The organism is Shewanella sp. H8, from assembly GCF_040285065.1.
GTDB classification, from domain to species: Bacteria; Pseudomonadota; Gammaproteobacteria; order Enterobacterales; family Shewanellaceae; genus Shewanella; species Shewanella polaris.
Genome location: NZ_CP157213.1, coordinates 55,671 through 72,383, shown reverse-complemented (window position 1 = coordinate 72,383; position 16,713 = coordinate 55,671). Strand labels below are relative to the sequence as shown.

Genomic DNA, 16,713 nt, shown 5'->3' with positions numbered 1-16,713 from the left:
CTTATCTCCTCATCAAGTGTTATTAGGCTTTGCTTATCTGACATAAGCTGGCTTTGGTTTCTTGCATTTGCGTTACGACGTCATAACCATAAGTCATGACAGTATTGGCAGCTTCGCCAATCACGTAAGGCACTGTACCTTCGGGGTAGTTTTTGGCTAAACTCTCGCCTTCAAATACACCAGCAAAGTGATATGGCATAAAACATTCACCCGCAATAACACGCGGTGTCACCATCGCCTTAACAGTAATTTTGGCACCTTCTGGACTGTGAACAAACACGTCATCACCATCACGTAAACCGCGATCTGCAGCATCTGCTGGGTTGATCTCGATAAACATTTCTTGCTGTAATTCAGCAAGCCATGGGTTACAACGGCTTTCTTCACCACCACCTTCGTATTCAACCAAACGTCCGGTTGTTACCGCTAATGGGTAGTCGGTAGCAAAGTCCTTGTCTTGAATAGTCTTATAAAGTGTTGGTAGACGAGCCACCATACGGTCTTCATAAGTTGGATATTTAGCCACTAAGTCACGACGAGGGGTATATAACGGTTCGCGGTGTAATGGAATATCATCAGGGAAGTTCCAAACAACACAACGCGCTTTAGCGTTACCGTAAGGAATACAACCATGCTTGATAGCCACACGTTGAATACCGCCAGAAATATCTGTTTTCCAGTTTTTGCCTTCAGCTTTAACTTTCTCTTCTGCTGTTAGGTCGTCCCACCAGCCAAGCTGTTTAAGCATGTCAGCGGTAAACTCTGGGTAACCATCTTGAATTTCAGACCCTTTTGAGAAAGAACCTTCAGCAAGAATGTTAGTACCATTATGTTCAACACCATAGCGTGCACGGAAGTTACCACCACCATCTTTAACTTCACGTCCAGTACGATACAAAATTTGCGTACCTGGATGTTTCATTTCTGGGGTGCCCCAACATGGCCAAGGTAAACCATAGGTTTCGCCTTTAGCTGGGCCGCCGGGTGCTTCAAGTGAGTTAACGTCGAATGTGCCCCAGTTTTCTTGGTGCATTTTCAAACGCTCTGGGCTTTGACCTGTGTAACCAATAGTCCACATACCTGAGTTAAACTCGCGAGTGATATCTTCAATCAATGGCTCTTCACCATTCACTTTAATATGCTTACAGAATTGGTCAGCTACGCCCCATTTTTTGGCCAGTTTATACATGATGATGTGATCAGGTAATGACTCAAATAATGGTTCGATAACTTGTGTACGCCACTGTAACGAACGGTTAGAAGCTGAAACTGAACCATAAGTTTCGAACTGAGTTGCCGCAGGTAATAGATACACACCATCTTGGCGTTGATGCATTACACCAGCCATAGTAGGGAATGGATCAACAACAACCACTGTGTCCATCTTGTTTAGTGCTTCACGCACTTCACGACCACGAGTTTCGGTGTTAACAGACTGACCCCAGAAGAATCCTAGACGAATATTGTCTTTTTGGGCAATTTTGGTTTTGTCTTCTAACACACCATCGTGCCAGCGTGAACAAGGAATACCCGCTGATGTTTGTGGTGATTGACCTAAGTATTCACCTTGGTCAAAACGCTCGGAAACCCACTTTGGTTCAAGATCCCATACATTAGCCCAATGGTCCCATGCGCCAGAGGTTAAACCGTAGTAACCCGGTAAGTTATCAAATAACAAACCAAAGTCAGTAGCACCCTGTACGTTATCGTGACCACGGAAAATGTTTGTTCCGCCACCTTCGACACCCATGTTGCCAAGAGCAAGCTGCAAAATACAGTAAGCACGTGTGTTGGCATTACCAATATGATGCTGAGTACCACCCATACACCATACAACAGTGCCAGGCTTAGTTTCGGCCATCATTTTAGCCACACGGTACATTTGCTCTTTTTTAACACCAACAATGTGTTCGACTTCTTCTGGAGGATATTTTTTCACTTCTTCTTGGATACGTTCCATGCCGTATACACGTTGGTCGATGAAAGTTTGATCTTCCCAGCCGTTTTCGAAAATGTGCCATAACAAACCATAAATATATGGGATGTCAGTACCTGGACGAATATGGACATATTCATCTGACTTAGCTGCTGTACGAGTAAAGCGTGGATCGACTACGATGATTTTGGCACCGCGCTCTTTTGCCGTCAGAATGTGCTGCATCGCTACTGGATGAGCTTCACTTGGGTTAGAACCAATAAATAATATACATTTTGTTTTACGAAGATCGTTAAACGAGTTCGTTTGCGCACCGTAGCCCCAAGTGTTAGCAACACCGGCTACCGTGGTAGAGTGACAAATACGAGCAGAGTGGTCGACGTTGTTCGTGCCCCACATTGCCGCTAATTTGCGATACATATAAGCTTGTTCGTTTGAAAACTTAGCACTACCCATAAAGTAAACAGAATCTGGACCTGATTCTTGACGAATCGACTCCATTTTGTCGCCCACTTCATTAATAGCTTGTTCCCAAGATAGACGTTTCCACTTACCGCCTTCTAGTTTCATTGGGTACTTTAAGCGTTTTTCACCGTGACCATGTTCACGTAGTGCAGCACCTTTAGCACAATGTCCACCTTGGTTAAACGGATGATCGAACGCAGGCTCTTGCCCTGTCCATACTCCATTTTGAACTTCGGCATATACACCACAACCCACTGAACAATGTGAACAAATAGTTCGTTTAATTTCAGTTGGCGCATCGTATGGTACATCTTTGGCTTCAGCACGACGCATCATTCCAGCACCAAGCATTGAAGCCGCGGCAATACCACCAGCTGCCAAACTGGCAGACTTTAGGAATTGACGTCGGTTAAGGCCTAGGCTCGACTTTTCAGCTTTGACGGCTGTGTCTGTTTTGCGGGTTAATCGCATCACACACTCTCCTCTGTTATTTGGTTAACGAAGCATAGTAGTTACGAATATGCTCTGTTTCGCGATAATTACTGCCCGTAGGCTCTTCTGTAGACGGTTTAGTGACTTGGGCAAGTGCGGGTGCACTGACACTAGCCACAGCACCTGCCGCACTGCCGAGCGCTAATGCTTTTAGCATTTGGCGACGACCCATGTCGGAAGCTTGCTTCTTCATATTGTCTCCTTGTTGATAAAAAGATGAGGCTGGTAAGCCATCATCCGATTTAGTTAATTTGTACAATCTCGTCTTCAACCGGATCTAAGTCAGCACTGCCTGGACAATTCACCGGAATATCTAAACTCAGCTGTTCAAATTCATCTGCTTCAGCAATAAAAAATGCTTTAGCTAGTTGCGCGACACTTAGGTAAAAACGGGCACTTGGCGTTTTAGCTAAATTGTCACAAAAACGTATAATCCAACTTGCCATATGGCGTTGATAAAATGCCAATTGACGATAACCTGGCGCCTCTAAAATCAAGCAACCCATTACTTCGCATAAGGCAGCGACATGATCCTCTGGTTCTTTAACGTTATCTTCACGTTCAAAACCCAGTTGCATTAGGTCACTACGCAAGGCAGCTAAAGGCTTATCCATTAAAGAACCGGTCATAAACCAACTGCCATAAGGCATAATTTGACCACTGCCAACACCTAAAAATATATCAAAATATTCATCTTCTAAAGTATCAGTATCACTGTTTGCGGCGGTCTCTTTTAACGCAATCCATGCATGGCTCATGGTATTGCCATCCTGGGCTTCTACCTCTAAATTAGCTAAAAAAGCTAATAATTCAGTACTAGGTTGACGGCGGAGTAATGCAGCTAATAATTGATAGATATCGGCTCTTAACTGATCATTCTCACTTATTTGTCTTACTGTTTCTGTCATAGCAGATCTCTTATTGCAATTGCTTTTCTGGATCGTCAAGGATGTCTTCAAACATGTCTTTTACACGGCAATCGCCACACATTTGTAAACGCTCAATATTGGCGCTAAACGCGCTATGTGTTCCCACCATCTCAATTATTTTATGTATCATTGATTGGGTCGCAAACTCACTACCACATCGAATACATTCAAATGGAGGCTCTTCCTTTAACATTTGGACTTGTTGTCTTGCTGATTGATTAAAGTTGATTTGTGGTACTAAACTAATCACTTTTTCAGGACAGGCAGATTCACATAAGCCACATTGAACGCAATTTTGCTCAACAAACTTAAGTGCCGGAGTATCACCGCCATCCATTAACGCTTGGGTTGGACAAGTAGCAACACACGACATACATAATGTGCACTTGTCGCTGTTTATACTGACCATACCGTATGGAATATTAGCCATTGTTAACACATCATCGACGGCTGCTGCCTGGCTATTAAGATGATCGATAGCTTGGAATACAATACTGCGTTTTACATTGGTATCAGGTTCGATAGCCGTTAAGGTCATCGGCATGATGACAGGCCAAGCTATGCTTACGGCTAAATTATCATCTAATTGGTTTAGCTCTGACGGGGTAATAAGACGTATCCGTTGTGGTTGACCCATTTGGTCAAGAATACGATTCGCCAATGTTGACTCACCTTTCAGCATTTGCAGCAATGTAGGTGCAGTTTCAGGCGTTTGTAAGATTAAAATTTCGCGCGCACCATATGCCAGTGCAGCCAACCAATGATCAATACTTGCTACAGTGATTTCTTCCATTGCAACAGGTAACACGTCACCGCTTAACTGTTCAGTAACCAATTCCGCACCCGCTTCGTTATCATGAAATAAAATAACTGGAGCGGTTTGCGCTTCTTGGCGATAACGACTGACTAACTTTTCAAGGTAGGTATGCAGTGATGCAGGGGTAGGTAAATCATAGCTTAGCGCCCCTGTTGGACACGCATTTGTACAACTACCAGCACCGTGGCAAAGATAAGGATCGATTTCAATTTTATAGGCTACGCTGCTAATGGCATCGGCGGGGCAAAAATTTAAACAGCGGTTACAACCGCTTAAGCCGTGTTTGTCATGGGCACAAATATCACTATTAACCCGAACATAACGCGGCTTATCAAACTCACCAATTAAATCAGGAATATTGGCAATCGCATCTGCAAGTAATGCAGAATCTTGACCAACATAAAAATATCCCGGAGGTAGCATTTCAAGGTTAATACATGGGCTATGGCTTAAATCGAGCACAATATCAAAATGCGCTTGACGAATGGCGACAACACTTAAGTCTGTTATGCCATTTTCACCTTCGACTTTGACTTGAAATTGTCCCAGAAACCCTTTTACGCTAGCCAACTTGTTGTAGTAACTTTCAACATCAGTGGCCGCATTCATTACCGCTTCAAGGTGGGCTTCATCTTGGCTAGTGATCGCTTCATTAGCTAAAATGACTCGGCTTGCCATAGTGGACAATTTGTCCGCCGCTAATCGCGCCAAATCTTCAGGCCCAATAATGAGCACATGTCCCTTGGTCGTATAACTGACCGTGGGTGGTATTAAATTTTGCAAAATCTGCGTACTTGCCATCACCTGTTGTCGTGCTTGTTTCAGCTGTGGCTGGTTTTTTCTGATACTCATTGCGTTCCCAATTCTCGGTTTTTATACCTAATTCACAGTGATAGCTCAGTTCACTGTTCACGCTTATAGCTCGTCATTAATTGACAATAACTCTTTCTATAATCTTTAAATAACGGTTTTATCTAGGTCACATTATAAGTGACTGTGGTTATTACGCTTTCGCCTCATCACTGGCGACAGCTTGCTTTATCAGGTCATCATTCTGACTAAGCGGTTGTTCTTCAGGCGATATCGCCACAATTTGTTGTTCATTTTCATCAGCTAACACGTTTAGCTCTTCATCTACTTCTAAATCGGTTTGCTCATCGATCTCAGCTTGTGCTAACTCCGTTGAACTTAAATCTGTTGGCGCTAAGTCAGCTTCTAATTCTGGCTCAGGCAGTTCTTTTTCAACAACATAGCGAAATACTTTACTGGCTAGTTCGGCTGAAACATCCGCTGATAATAACGGCTGATTGGTATAATCCAGCGCGTATTCGATTAGCCCGTCTATGTGACCATATTGCGGCTGCTTCCATAACGCTCTTAGAGCAGCGGCTTTAGTCGTTGGATCAACACTTTTAGCCATAAAACGGGCAAAACTGCCGCCAACTTCAATCGTGTTTGGATCGGGTAACGGTTCAGACTCTAAAGCTTCATCAGGCTCTAAGCCTATTGCATTAACGTCTTGAGTCGACTCAGCTGTGGGAGTGCTAATTTCATCAGGGTTTTCTTGAGCTTGCTGTAGCAATGCTTCTTGCTCAGCCTCTTCAGCAACCCGCTGACGTCTAAGTTCCCAACGGTTAAGGAGTCCTTCAGCTTTATCACTCATTGTATTTTCCCTAAGCGATTCGCACTTGGCCCTTCATTTTTACGACGGTTAACATGTTTACGTCGATGAGCGCTAATCTCAACTTCGCCATGGCGGGTGATAAAGGCTTCGATCCAACAAGCTATAGCACTAGGCATTGGAATATTGAGTACTGGAGTATCTGATTCAAGACAACCAGCGCTAACGTGTTGGTCGGCTGAAATCATTGCAGGAACCCATGTCCCATCAATTAGTTCGTCGCACACGATAAAAAGCGTTGAATTATCCATATCCAAGTTAATACGATAGCTACCACGTTGATCTTTGTATAATTCCAATGGAACTAAAAACGAATTTTCTGGCTGCTCTTGTGTTGCAGGAATCATTTGGTCAAGCTCCCAACGGACTGAAGTCCAGCGTCCTACTTGGGTTTGCACTTTTTTTAGTGAAACATACATTGGCCAAAGCGTGTCGGTGTGCTGCATGGTGATGCTTACCTCTGACATGAATATGTGTATTGAAATACACTCTAATGATTAATAGCAGCAAAAATGATGCCAACTAAAAAGTAAAACGAACTTTGAACTAGATCCCGAAACACCTATTAAGGATAGGACAATATGTCCATAGTGCAATACTAGGTGGGACATATATACACGTCAAAAACGCTGAGTTTAACAAGACTTGCGCCAGATCACGCTTAGGTAAGTGGTTTGCAATTTAGGGAATAATAATTGCTATGCTAGTTAAGTAATTAAGTAATTCAACACACTCATTATTACCATCAATAAATACCTATTAGAGGCTAAGCTGTTTATGACTCAATCTGTTTCTTCAACCTCCAAGCAGCACAAAGCAATAAAGTTTGTTAAAACCAATACTCAGGTACCACTTACCATTCCGGTAAAAGCCATCAACGAGCAAGGTCAGGAAGTTGATAAATCTGTGGCTTGTGAACGTCCATTAACCTTGTATTTAAATTGGCGCCCTATCGTGACGCTAATGACATTAGGTGCAAAACCAGAATCACTGACTCTTGGTTATTTAAAAAACCAAGGATTTATTAGTGATTTAAACTTATTAGAATCCGTTATTGTAGATTGGGATGTTAGCTCCGCCGCGGTAATTACCAAAGAGGTATCAGAGGATATTGAACAACAACTATCTGAAAAAACCGTCACATCAGGTTGTGGTCAGGGTACTGTTTACGGTGGTTTTTTACTCGGGTTAGATGATATTGATTTACCTACACCATCGCTTAAGCAATCAACTATCTATGCTTTACTAAGTAATATCAGCGATTACAATGAAACCTACAAAAATGCAGGGGCAGTTCATGGTTGCGGCATATGCCAAGACGAAAATATCTTAGCTTTTGTTGAAGATGTAGGCCGTCACAATGCAGTAGACACTTTAGCGGGTGATATGTGGTTAGAGCAACAATCGGGACATGATAAAATTTTCTATACCACGGGTAGACTGACATCTGAAATGGTGATTAAAGTTGCCAAGATGGGGATACCCGTTTTGCTATCGCGCAGTGGTGTTACCCAAATGGGTTTAGACTTAGCTCAAAAAATGGGAATAACGATAATCGCTCGTGCCAAAGGTCGACATTTTTTGATATACCACGGTAGTGAAACAGTCACTTTTGATGTAAAAAAAGATTAACTCCGCAATGTGGCCCATTTTTGACGCAATGTTGGGGTTAAAAAACTCCAAGCTAAAATGCGGGTCACTTTATTTCCTTGAGTCATCTCAATGGTTTTCACTTCAGCAGCGTTTACCTGTTTAAGTAATTGATAACAAGGTTTGAGGTTTTCTGACTTTGATATTAATGAGGTGAACCATAATACTTGGTTGGCAAACTCATGGCTTTGCGTAATCATGTTAGCCAAAAATTGTTGCTCGCCACCTTCACACCATAACTCCGCTTTTTGACCGCCAAAATTAAGTGTAGGTTGAGTTCTACCGGCTACCAACTGTTTCGATTGCTTACCATGTTTTTGTTGCTGATTTTTCGCTAAGTTATTGGTTTTTCTTAATGAGCCTACAGATGCTTCAGCGAGTGAGCGATGAAATGGTGGATTACACAAGGTGAAATCAAATAGTTCATTTGGGGCAATTATCCCCTTAAAAATATGCTCTGGTTGATGCTGAAGTCTTAACTGCAATTTAGGCGCTAGATTAGGATTTTTCTGCGCAATTTGGGCTACATTCTCTATCGATATGGGGTCAATATCTGACGCAACAAACTGCCAACCGTAAGTTTGAATACCCAACAACGGATAAATACCATTGGCACCGGTACCAATATCTAATCCACGAATACTTGCCCCTTTAATCACTTTGCCTTTAACAGCCAACAAATCAGCAATGTAATGTATATAATCTACTCGCCCTGGTACTGGTGGGCATAGATAGCCCTCAGGAATATCCCAATCACGAATATGATACTCACTCAATAATAATGCCGCATTAAGGCTTTTTACCGCTTTAGGATCAGCAAAATCAATCGATGGATTACCATAAGGGTTTGGCCGTACAAAAGTCGCGAGTACTGGCATTGCGCTAATTAGGGCAGCAAAGTCATACCCTTGTTGATGAGCATTACGTGAATGTAATCCTTTTGATAGCACGGGTTTTACGGCTGCCGATTTATTTGGCAAGCGCTTAGTGACGTTATGCTTTGCTCGCCCAGGCTTAGTGGTTGAACGGGTCATTAATCGTATAAATACTTAGTAAATAATAAGTTAACCACAACCGAACGCCCGACTTCTTTTTCCATAAGAAGATTGAGCGTTTTATAACATTCACGGCGAATTTCTTCTCGCCCAGATAACGATTTCACTTTATCTTCAGATTGATTGCCTAATATTTCAACTATCGCCGAACGTAATAAAGGATCATGGTGTTCTAAGATAATCAAATCATCGGGATTTTTTACCATCAACTCAATACTGATCTTAACAAAACCTAACTTTTTGCGGTTTGAAATATAATTAGTGACTATGTCTGGTTCAAAGCCATAGTATGCGTAATCTTCGGTTACTTGTTTCTCTGCAACTTTTTCATCTGCAACTTGCTTCTCTTCAGCTTTCTCATCTGCTGCATAAACACTAAATGCGAAACAGCACAACATAACTAACGTTGAAACCAATTTTTTCATAGTGAGATAAACTCCGTTAATGTGGAACGTTAATTAAATAAGCCATGTAGTTCACCCCCTTAGGAGTGTTTGATCATCTTTGCCATGATAGACTATTGCCGTTGAGATATATTGTAACGAGTTTTAGATGAACGTGACCAGTATTAGCTTTCCTTATGGTGAATCAATTCATTGGTTTTCGCCACAAAAAATCGATGCTTTGCCCCATAGTCCGCTTAAAGGATGGTTATTAGCCACCGGAAGTTTAACCCAGCGCCTCAAGACACACTGTAAACACTTTGAAGTAAAAGTATTAGGTGAGCATCTACTTGTGCCTCTAGCGGATGAATTTCCTACCCAGACTGATCCTGTTTGGATCCGAGAGGTATTATTGTGCCTTGACGGTATTCCGTGGGTATTTGCCCGAACACTCATCCCACAAACAATTTTAGGCGTTCAAACTCCAAAGAATGATTTTACGCGCCTTGGCACTCGGCCTTTGGGTGAATTGTTATTTAGCAGCCCAGACATTACTCCTGGTAATATTGAAGTTGCCCAATTTGAAACCTGTGGCCGTTTAGCGGCCTTAGCCACCAGCTTAAATCAACAAGTGAATCAGAGTTTATGGGGCCGAAGACGCTATTTTAATGTATTTAACTCACAGCTTATTGTCAGTGAAATATTTCTACCTGCTGCTGTCGAGTACATTAATAAAATCGCCTAATCTCATGTATAAAATTAATCCAATATCGTTAGCAAAACCTTGTTTACCTAATGACAAAAAACGCCCTTTAATGGGCGTTCTGTTATCACCTTTGTGGTGTTAAATCCGTTTGCGGAAATAGCCAAACAAACCAAACATAATCACACTTAGCCAGCCTAGACTTCCTCCGCCACTACCACTACCACTATCGTCGCTAGTTTCTGTCGATGTTGGAGTTGTTGGCGTGGTTGGAATTGTAGCTATAACCACACTTACACTTTCTGTCGCGGTCACCGTATTACCCGCACCATCGGTGACTAATACACTAACGGGATAGTCACCCGATGTTGAATATGTATAGCTTGGCGCAGCATCAGTACTCGTGGCATTAGCCTCCCCAAAAGACCATGTGTAAGTGTAATCACTGCCGCCACTGACAACCACGCTAAAGTTCACATCAGCACCTGAAACTAGAGCCGTAATGTCAGCATCAAGGGTCACTTCCGGCAATATGCTGCTATCAGCCAAGGCAAACTCAACTGTCGCGGTACTACTGTCGCTAGCTTGTTCCATTACTTGCATGGTAAAACCTAGCTCTGGCAATATCATACCTGCCTGTGGTTTTAGAGGCGCACTGTAGTCAGTACTATCATCAAATAAAGACTCCGCACCTAAATGGCTGTCACCAAAGTAAGGATTTTGAGGGTACAAACTAAAAGCAGCATCACGAATTTGAATATCGGTTAACTGATTACCAATCAAATTTTGGTCTGCATCAATAACACCAATCAAACCTCCACCTGGATGTTCTGACACATTGTTATCGCTATAATTGGGGTTTTCTAACCACAGTAATACGCCGGGTTCGTAATTATGAGAATCTAACCCAGCATCAACACCTTGATGGCTGCGTAATTGGACTAAATAACGTCTTGCTTTACCAGATAAGCTATCTTCAATGCGGCTAAAACCAGACAGGGTTGCCATTACGTCAGTTTCGGCGCCATCATTATAAAACGCTGTGCCCTGGTTAGTTAATTGAATATTATCAATCGCCATACCGTAATTACCAACGGCTTCATCTGTTTTGTACACCACACTGATCTGCACATTACGTCCGGCATAGTTACTCAAATCAAAGTTCAGTCCAACCCAATCCTCATCACCATATGAGGTACTAATATCACTCGACTTACCGCTAATAAAGTTTTTAACGGTTGGATAAATAGAGTTGGTTGTAATGGTGTGATCGCCAGGTATCGCCACGCTGTCTACCATTACCTGGATATAGTCATAATCGTCTTCAATATCCCAATGAGCTTGGAAAGATAATGCTAACGGCGTATCTAATGGCAATGTCACATCAAATGACATGGCATTATTGATTAGATGACCCTGACCAGAATAATACTGATACATGCCTGATAATGGTGCTGTAAATGCAATGTCTGCGGCAGGGAGCGCAATTGATAATTGATTAACTGCATTAGTGTTTATGGCATGGCTAAGCTCTACTGCCGTACCACTACTGGTTAAATCCGCCAATGAAACATTTTGTTCATTGACCCACTTACCTTTGTATTTTTCTTGTAAGTAAGATTTTGCATACGGGCTAAAACCACTTGGTTGAGAACCTGCAGGACTGCCTGTCCAACTACCGCCAGACATCAAAGACCAAGAGCCTACAGGCGAACCATCGCCACTATAAGTGGTGTCATATTCGTCTGGTAAACCCAAATCATGGCCGAACTCATGAGTACATACACCTACTGCAGAATCGATTGGCTGCACGGTATAACCAAATACTTTAAGGTTGCGGCCAGGAATTTCATAACCATTGGTATTTTGGTCTACGAAAAAACGATGTGACCAAATTGCGTCCTCACCTAATATTCCGCCACCCACTTCTTCGCCGATACTAGAATGAAACAACATGACGTGATCAATAATACCGTCTGCCTCATCATAATTACCGTCACCATCTAGATCGTACGGGTCTTCAACATCAAAGCTTTCTAGCTCTGAGTCGCTCATGCTTGCTACCGCTTTGGTGACAGCTTCTTTAACTAAATCAGTTACTGCTTGGTCATTATCATCAGCATCATTACCACCATAATAACTAGCATTTTGGTCCGCGGTAACCCAGTCTTGTACTTGGCCAGTAAAAAAGAAGCTCTCTCCAGAAACAGCTTGGTAATATTGATAAGCAGATTGTAAAGTTTGATTACTTGGACCTGTATAGCCTGTTTCTGAAAATAGCAGCTGCTGATAATGCGACACAGGATAGCTGCTGTAATACATTTCAGTATCACCTACATCGAGTCGGTTGGCGTCATGAGGTAAGTCGGGAAAGTCGACTAATACCGCTAACACCTTTACCTTTTTAGTGACATCTTGATCGGCTAGAACATTATTGGCAGAAACATATTGAGCACTGGTTTTACTTTTTTGCCCAACTTGTTTAATACGTATTTGTTCCGCTTTGATTTCAATAGCTGCGGGTTTATATGTCGTATGATTACCACGATGAATAAATTCATCTACAGCAGCTTGCTTAACGGTATCACTGGCGTCTGCAGCAACTTCTCCACGTTTGATCAACCAGTATAGTACTTGCTCTTGATCGATTAACGCGCTATCGGTAGGAGTGCCCGTTTGTGGAGCAGCCAATGCAGTCATACAACAAGAAAGCAACATAGTTGATGCGGCAAATCCATAAAGTTTAGTCAATTTACTCATTACTACTTACCTATATTGGGTGTTGGCTTGTGGCATTTTTCAAACGCTTTTTGGCGTTTAACAATATAATCAGCAACAATTTTATCAATTTGTGCTTGATTCATATCTGCGGTGATTAGCCCTTTTTTACGTAAATTTTCAGTGAGTTTAGTCTTATCACGTAACGGCGGCATCGCGCTAGGACCACAATCTTTAACTAACGGTTTAGTGCCTACTGGATCGTCTACCTTTGATGCTGCAGACTGATGTTGACAACCTTGCAAGCTCATAAAACCAAGTCCCAACATGACGATAATAAATTTCATAATTCACCTTTATCAGTAACCACACAATATTAACAGTTGTAACTATTGGGCTACAATTAACTTTAGACATTAATTAATGTAAATATATCCGCTCGATTAATATTTAATTGAAAGTATCTTCAGCTAGCTTAAATAAAAAAACCGACTCAGCTGAGTCGGCTTTTTATATGAACTATGGATAGATAATAATTTCAATTAGTTAACGTTCAACCTTGGCGTCACTCAACATCATCCAATCAAATAAACCGGACTTAAATCGCAGCAGCTGTTTTGAGATAATTAGATATGCCATCAAGTAACATTTGTACCGCTATCATCACCAATACCATGCCCATCAATCGTTCAACAGCTGTTAATCCTTTTTCACCTAATAAGCGAGTAAATAACTTATAGAACATTAAAATAACAGCGCTCATAGCCCAAGCAGAGACTAATGCAATGGTCCAATCTCCCATACGATTACTGTCAGTGTGCGCCAATAATATTAATGCAGCCAAAATAGATGGACCCGCCATCAATGGGATTGCCATAGGGACAATAAAAGGCTCTTCACCCGCAGCTAATCCCGCGACACCGCCAGGAGAAGGGAAAATCATCTTAATCGCAATTAAGAACAAAATAATGCCGCCAGCAATACTGACCGACTCTGACCGTAAGTTTAGAAAATTAAGAATTGCTTCACCGGCATATAAAAAGGACAACATAATAACTAATGCAAATAGGAGTTCACGAATTAAAACCTGACGGCGCTTTTTGGGATCGATATGGCGTAAAATCGAAGCAAATATGGGGAGGTTACCCAGTGGATCCATAATCAAAAACAACATGACGGTGACAGAAAAAATATCCATGGACAACAATCTTTTAATTAACAAAATTTGAGCTATATTGTATACCAAAAGTAACAAAATAAACGATATCAAAGCTCACTTATTTATAATCATAAAACAATAATGCTGTTTAATTATAAGTAAGTTGCCATCATTAAGATCGACAAAACAATTACCGCGTTAATAAATTCAATAATCAGAATAAGCTTAAATCGCGTCGTTATAATTGCTATCTAACACTCAGTAAATTATTCAGTTTAAACGCTCTCACACTACAATTTGCAATAAAAATGGTTATACTACGTTGTTTTTTTCGATTGATTTTCTGGATAATATGCTCTATCTAATCTCTAGCTGTATTGCATTACTGTTTGGGCCAATTTTTTATCGCTTCTTTTCATCAGGTAGCGGATTGCAAAAAGGCTTGGATGGATTTATTTTCGTCTCTCTTGGCGGATTGGTGCTCATTCATATTTTGCCAGAACTACTGGAACATGGCGGATTTATAACGCTATTGTTTGTCATGCTTGGCGTTTGGGGTCCAACAGCCAGCGAAAAGCTATTTCATCAATATTCAGATATCACCCATAATATTACCCTCATATTAGGTACTGGCGGTTTGTTGCTGCACACGATTACTGATGGTGGCGCAATGGTATTAGCTCAACAAGACGGTAATTCGACACTCCTTGCCTTAGGTGTGATTATGCATCGTTTACCGGTTGGTGTTGCTATTTGGTGGTTACTCAAGCCTCAAATTGGTACCCGATGGACCAGTGTTGTGCTCGCCGCGATGATGATATTAACGAGTATCGGTTACTTTGCTGGCGAACATTTATTGTCTCAGTTAAGTATTGAAAACACCGTTTACTTACAAGCTTTTGTAACGGGTTCTATTTTGCATGTGGTATTACATCAGCCTCATGTTCATCCCCAAGAAGATAAACAAGGTAAATATCAATATCAGGCAGGTATTGGCAGTTTATTTGGTTTAGGATTATTAGCACTGCTATTACTAATGGAAACTGGCGGCCACGAACATGCTCATCCAGAACATGGTTCAGAACAATTCGTCAGCTGGTTATTAACCATTTCACCCATATTACTAGGTAGTTATTTTATTGCTACTACCAGGTTTGCATTGGGATTAAGGCCTTCCAATACTTCCTTAGGACAACTTTGGCTTCAACGTTTAGCAGGTCCTGAAGCATTGTTAATTTCCTTATTGTTGCTAGGTCCTTGGTTTGCGCTTTATCAATCAATCGGTTTATTGGCCATTGGGTTATTAATGACATTGACTCAAGTCAATCTGACAGACCCACAACCAACGCTATCAGGATCAGCATGGCGTTTCGGTTTTAACCAATTAGTCGATCGTAGTGCTCCGTGGATTATTCTTAGCTTAGTATTAGCAAACCTCATCGGTCACCCGTCGGTTCCCTTAGAAAATCCGGCATTACAGGTGTTTATCTTATTATTGGTATTTTTACCGATGCGCTTTTGCAGCCTAGGCACCGTTATTTTAGCGCTTGCTTTGGCTTATAGTGGTTGGAGCCAAATAGCTGTCGCCTTTACTTTATTAGCCGCCCCAGTACTTAATATTGGTCAATTAAAATTAATGAACTGGAAACAAGGACTCATGTTAGGCGGTATTTTATTTGTAGGCTTAATGGTGGCAGATCAATTAACACTGGTCTCATCATTCACAGTGCAACTGCCTGAATCGGTCAATATCATTGGTTTAGTGGCGATTACCTTATTATTTGGTGCCAGCTTACTCCGTCTTGGGCCGAGGAAGTTTTTAAGCCGTTTGATGGTCAACTTAAAATCAACCCAGCATAATCATGATCACGCCCAAGATTCAGAAATAAAGGCTGCACATAACCATCATCACTGATAGCTCACCAATTAATGATGGTTGGTTAAGCCACGATATTAAAGGGGAAGAGAAATGTGTATTTTATTTATTGCCGTAGAAGCACACCCTGATTACCCCTTAATCGTTTGCGCTAACCGCGATGAATTTCACCATAGAGCAACAGCCCCAGCCTATCGTTGGACAACGACACCGGCTATTTATGCAGGGCAAGACAAACAAGCAGGCGGCACTTGGTTAGGGATTAATGAACAAGGCCAGTTTGCAGGACTAACTAACATCCGGGTAACTGAACAGCAAGATGGTGTGCGCAGTCGAGGCGAATTAGTCGTCGATGCGCTCACTAAGCAACAAATCAATAGCCAATGGTTAATTGAACACTCGGTAAATTACAATCCATTTAATTTGGTCTTTGAACAACACAATCAAATGTTTTGCTTTAACAGCAAAACATTAACGACTACCCAGCTTAAGCCTGGGTTTCATGCTGTAAGCAATGGCGCCTTAGATGATATATGGCCTAAAATGGCTAAAGGCCAGCAACAGCTACAAAGCTATATCAAGCAGATGAAATCACCTTGCATAGACCGATTACTTGATATTATGCATGATACCTCTCAACCAAAAGATCAAGATTTACCTCAAACAGGCATTAGCCTTGAATGGGAACGACGTCTATCCTCTATTTTTATTCAACATGAAGAATACGGCACCCGCTCAACCAGCATAGTATTGAAACATCGAAGTGGTAAGGTGCAATTTACTGAAGTGAGATACGATGGCAAGGCACGTAATTTAGGTATGCAACAATTTACGATTAACTGATTGCCA

Annotated in this window: 15 protein-coding genes; 4 read left to right on the top strand and 11 right to left on the bottom strand. The window is 41.6% G+C overall.

Features of this window, described 5'->3' with window-relative positions; translation table 11 throughout:
- Nucleotides 1-22 precede the first annotated feature (22 nt).
- The 6 genes from ABIS04_RS00300 to ABIS04_RS00275 form a co-directional block, all read right to left on the bottom strand.
- The gene (locus ABIS04_RS00300) at nucleotides 23-2,872 is read right to left on the bottom strand and encodes a formate dehydrogenase subunit alpha (protein WP_137227375.1); all 2,850 of its coding nucleotides are present in this window, start codon (nucleotides 2,870-2,872) and stop codon (nucleotides 23-25) included.
- 16 nt (nucleotides 2,873-2,888) lie between these two features.
- Complete coding sequence (locus ABIS04_RS00295; protein WP_137224004.1) at nucleotides 2,889-3,086, bottom strand: formate dehydrogenase; 198 nt, start codon at nucleotides 3,084-3,086, stop codon at nucleotides 2,889-2,891.
- 49 nt (nucleotides 3,087-3,135) lie between these two features.
- Complete coding sequence (locus ABIS04_RS00290; protein WP_137224006.1) at nucleotides 3,136-3,801, bottom strand: molecular chaperone; 666 nt, start codon at nucleotides 3,799-3,801, stop codon at nucleotides 3,136-3,138.
- A gap of 10 nt (nucleotides 3,802-3,811) precedes the next feature.
- Nucleotides 3,812-5,491 carry a 4Fe-4S binding protein gene (locus tag ABIS04_RS00285; protein ID WP_350432218.1) on the bottom strand — a complete coding sequence of 560 codons (1,680 nt, stop codon included), beginning with the start codon at nucleotides 5,489-5,491 and terminating at the stop codon, nucleotides 3,812-3,814.
- 151 nt (nucleotides 5,492-5,642) lie between these two features.
- Nucleotides 5,643-6,302 (bottom strand): DUF3306 domain-containing protein, encoded by a 660-nt coding sequence (locus ABIS04_RS00280; RefSeq protein WP_350432217.1) that lies wholly within the window; start codon nucleotides 6,300-6,302, stop codon nucleotides 5,643-5,645.
- Nucleotides 6,299-6,766 carry a DUF3305 domain-containing protein gene (locus ABIS04_RS00275; protein ID WP_350432215.1) on the bottom strand — a complete coding sequence of 156 codons (468 nt, stop codon included), beginning with the start codon at nucleotides 6,764-6,766 and terminating at the stop codon, nucleotides 6,299-6,301. The genes ABIS04_RS00280 and ABIS04_RS00275 overlap by 4 nt, the downstream gene beginning before the upstream one ends.
- 331 nt (nucleotides 6,767-7,097) lie before the next feature.
- Between ABIS04_RS00275 and ABIS04_RS00270 the strand changes: the two genes are divergently transcribed.
- The gene (locus ABIS04_RS00270; protein WP_350432213.1) at nucleotides 7,098-7,952 is read left to right on the top strand and encodes a formate dehydrogenase accessory sulfurtransferase FdhD; all 855 of its coding nucleotides are present in this window, start codon (nucleotides 7,098-7,100) and stop codon (nucleotides 7,950-7,952) included.
- Here the strand turns inward: ABIS04_RS00270 and rlmF are convergent.
- On the bottom strand, nucleotides 7,949-9,004 hold the full coding sequence (rlmF, locus tag ABIS04_RS00265; protein ID WP_350432210.1) for a 23S rRNA (adenine(1618)-N(6))-methyltransferase RlmF: 1,056 nt from the start codon (nucleotides 9,002-9,004) through the stop codon (nucleotides 7,949-7,951). The two genes, ABIS04_RS00270 and rlmF, sit on opposite strands and share 4 nt — an antisense overlap.
- Nucleotides 9,004-9,450 (bottom strand): flagellar basal body-associated protein FliL, encoded by a 447-nt coding sequence (locus ABIS04_RS00260; protein ID WP_350432209.1) that lies wholly within the window; start codon nucleotides 9,448-9,450, stop codon nucleotides 9,004-9,006. The genes rlmF and ABIS04_RS00260 overlap by 1 nt, the downstream gene beginning before the upstream one ends.
- A 127-nt stretch (nucleotides 9,451-9,577) precedes the next feature.
- Between ABIS04_RS00260 and ABIS04_RS00255 the strand changes: the two genes are divergently transcribed.
- Nucleotides 9,578-10,153, top strand: a complete 576-nt coding sequence (locus ABIS04_RS00255) for a chorismate lyase (RefSeq protein ID WP_350432207.1) — start codon at nucleotides 9,578-9,580, stop codon at nucleotides 10,151-10,153.
- Nucleotides 10,154-10,252: 99 nt separating this feature from the next.
- Here ABIS04_RS00255 and ABIS04_RS00250 read toward each other — a convergent pair whose 3' ends face one another.
- The 3 genes from ABIS04_RS00250 to ABIS04_RS00240 form a co-directional block, all read right to left on the bottom strand.
- Nucleotides 10,253-12,871, bottom strand: coding sequence for an immune inhibitor A domain-containing protein (locus ABIS04_RS00250; RefSeq protein ID WP_350432205.1), 2,619 nt, complete (start codon nucleotides 12,869-12,871; stop codon nucleotides 10,253-10,255).
- 2 nt (nucleotides 12,872-12,873) lie between these two features.
- Entirely contained in the window at nucleotides 12,874-13,176 is a 303-nt protein-coding gene (locus tag ABIS04_RS00245; RefSeq protein ID WP_350432203.1) for a hypothetical protein, read from the bottom strand.
- Between the two features lie 251 nt (nucleotides 13,177-13,427).
- The gene (locus tag ABIS04_RS00240; protein WP_350432201.1) at nucleotides 13,428-14,027 is read right to left on the bottom strand and encodes a YhgN family NAAT transporter; all 600 of its coding nucleotides are present in this window, start codon (nucleotides 14,025-14,027) and stop codon (nucleotides 13,428-13,430) included.
- A 313-nt stretch (nucleotides 14,028-14,340) separates the two neighbouring features.
- Here ABIS04_RS00240 and ABIS04_RS00235 point away from each other — a divergent pair, with 313 nt between their 5' ends.
- Both ABIS04_RS00235 and ABIS04_RS00230 read left to right on the top strand, forming a co-directional pair.
- The gene (locus ABIS04_RS00235; protein ID WP_350432200.1) at nucleotides 14,341-15,903 is read left to right on the top strand and encodes a metal transporter; all 1,563 of its coding nucleotides are present in this window, start codon (nucleotides 14,341-14,343) and stop codon (nucleotides 15,901-15,903) included.
- Between the two features lie 54 nt (nucleotides 15,904-15,957).
- Entirely contained in the window at nucleotides 15,958-16,707 is a 750-nt protein-coding gene (locus ABIS04_RS00230) for an NRDE family protein (RefSeq protein ID WP_350432198.1), read from the top strand.
- Nucleotides 16,708-16,713: the final 6 nt, after the last annotated feature.

What these genes read in the sequence shown, in the direction of transcription:
- ABIS04_RS00230 (WP_350432198.1), top strand. Translation starts at nt 15,958, where the DNA reads ATGTGTATTTTATTTATTGCCGTAGAAGCACACCCTGATTACCCCTTA.
- ABIS04_RS00250 (WP_350432205.1), bottom strand. Translation starts at nt 12,871, where the DNA reads ATGAGTAAATTGACTAAACTTTATGGATTTGCCGCATCAACTATGTTG.
- ABIS04_RS00240 (WP_350432201.1), bottom strand. Translation starts at nt 14,027, where the DNA reads ATGGATATTTTTTCTGTCACCGTCATGTTGTTTTTGATTATGGATCCA.
- ABIS04_RS00295 (WP_137224004.1), bottom strand. Translation starts at nt 3,086, where the DNA reads ATGAAGAAGCAAGCTTCCGACATGGGTCGTCGCCAAATGCTAAAAGCA.
- rlmF (WP_350432210.1), bottom strand. Translation starts at nt 9,004, where the DNA reads ATGACCCGTTCAACCACTAAGCCTGGGCGAGCAAAGCATAACGTCACT.
- ABIS04_RS00235 (WP_350432200.1), top strand. Translation starts at nt 14,341, where the DNA reads ATGCTCTATCTAATCTCTAGCTGTATTGCATTACTGTTTGGGCCAATT.
- ABIS04_RS00245 (WP_350432203.1), bottom strand. Translation starts at nt 13,176, where the DNA reads ATGAAATTTATTATCGTCATGTTGGGACTTGGTTTTATGAGCTTGCAA.
- ABIS04_RS00275 (WP_350432215.1), bottom strand. Translation starts at nt 6,766, where the DNA reads ATGCAGCACACCGACACGCTTTGGCCAATGTATGTTTCACTAAAAAAA.
- ABIS04_RS00260 (WP_350432209.1), bottom strand. Translation starts at nt 9,450, where the DNA reads ATGAAAAAATTGGTTTCAACGTTAGTTATGTTGTGCTGTTTCGCATTT.
- ABIS04_RS00255 (WP_350432207.1), top strand. Translation starts at nt 9,578, where the DNA reads ATGAACGTGACCAGTATTAGCTTTCCTTATGGTGAATCAATTCATTGG.
- ABIS04_RS00300 (WP_137227375.1), bottom strand. Translation starts at nt 2,872, where the DNA reads ATGCGATTAACCCGCAAAACAGACACAGCCGTCAAAGCTGAAAAGTCG.
- ABIS04_RS00285 (WP_350432218.1), bottom strand. Translation starts at nt 5,491, where the DNA reads ATGAGTATCAGAAAAAACCAGCCACAGCTGAAACAAGCACGACAACAG.
- ABIS04_RS00290 (WP_137224006.1), bottom strand. Translation starts at nt 3,801, where the DNA reads ATGACAGAAACAGTAAGACAAATAAGTGAGAATGATCAGTTAAGAGCC.
- ABIS04_RS00270 (WP_350432213.1), top strand. Translation starts at nt 7,098, where the DNA reads ATGACTCAATCTGTTTCTTCAACCTCCAAGCAGCACAAAGCAATAAAG.
- ABIS04_RS00280 (WP_350432217.1), bottom strand. Translation starts at nt 6,302, where the DNA reads ATGAGTGATAAAGCTGAAGGACTCCTTAACCGTTGGGAACTTAGACGT.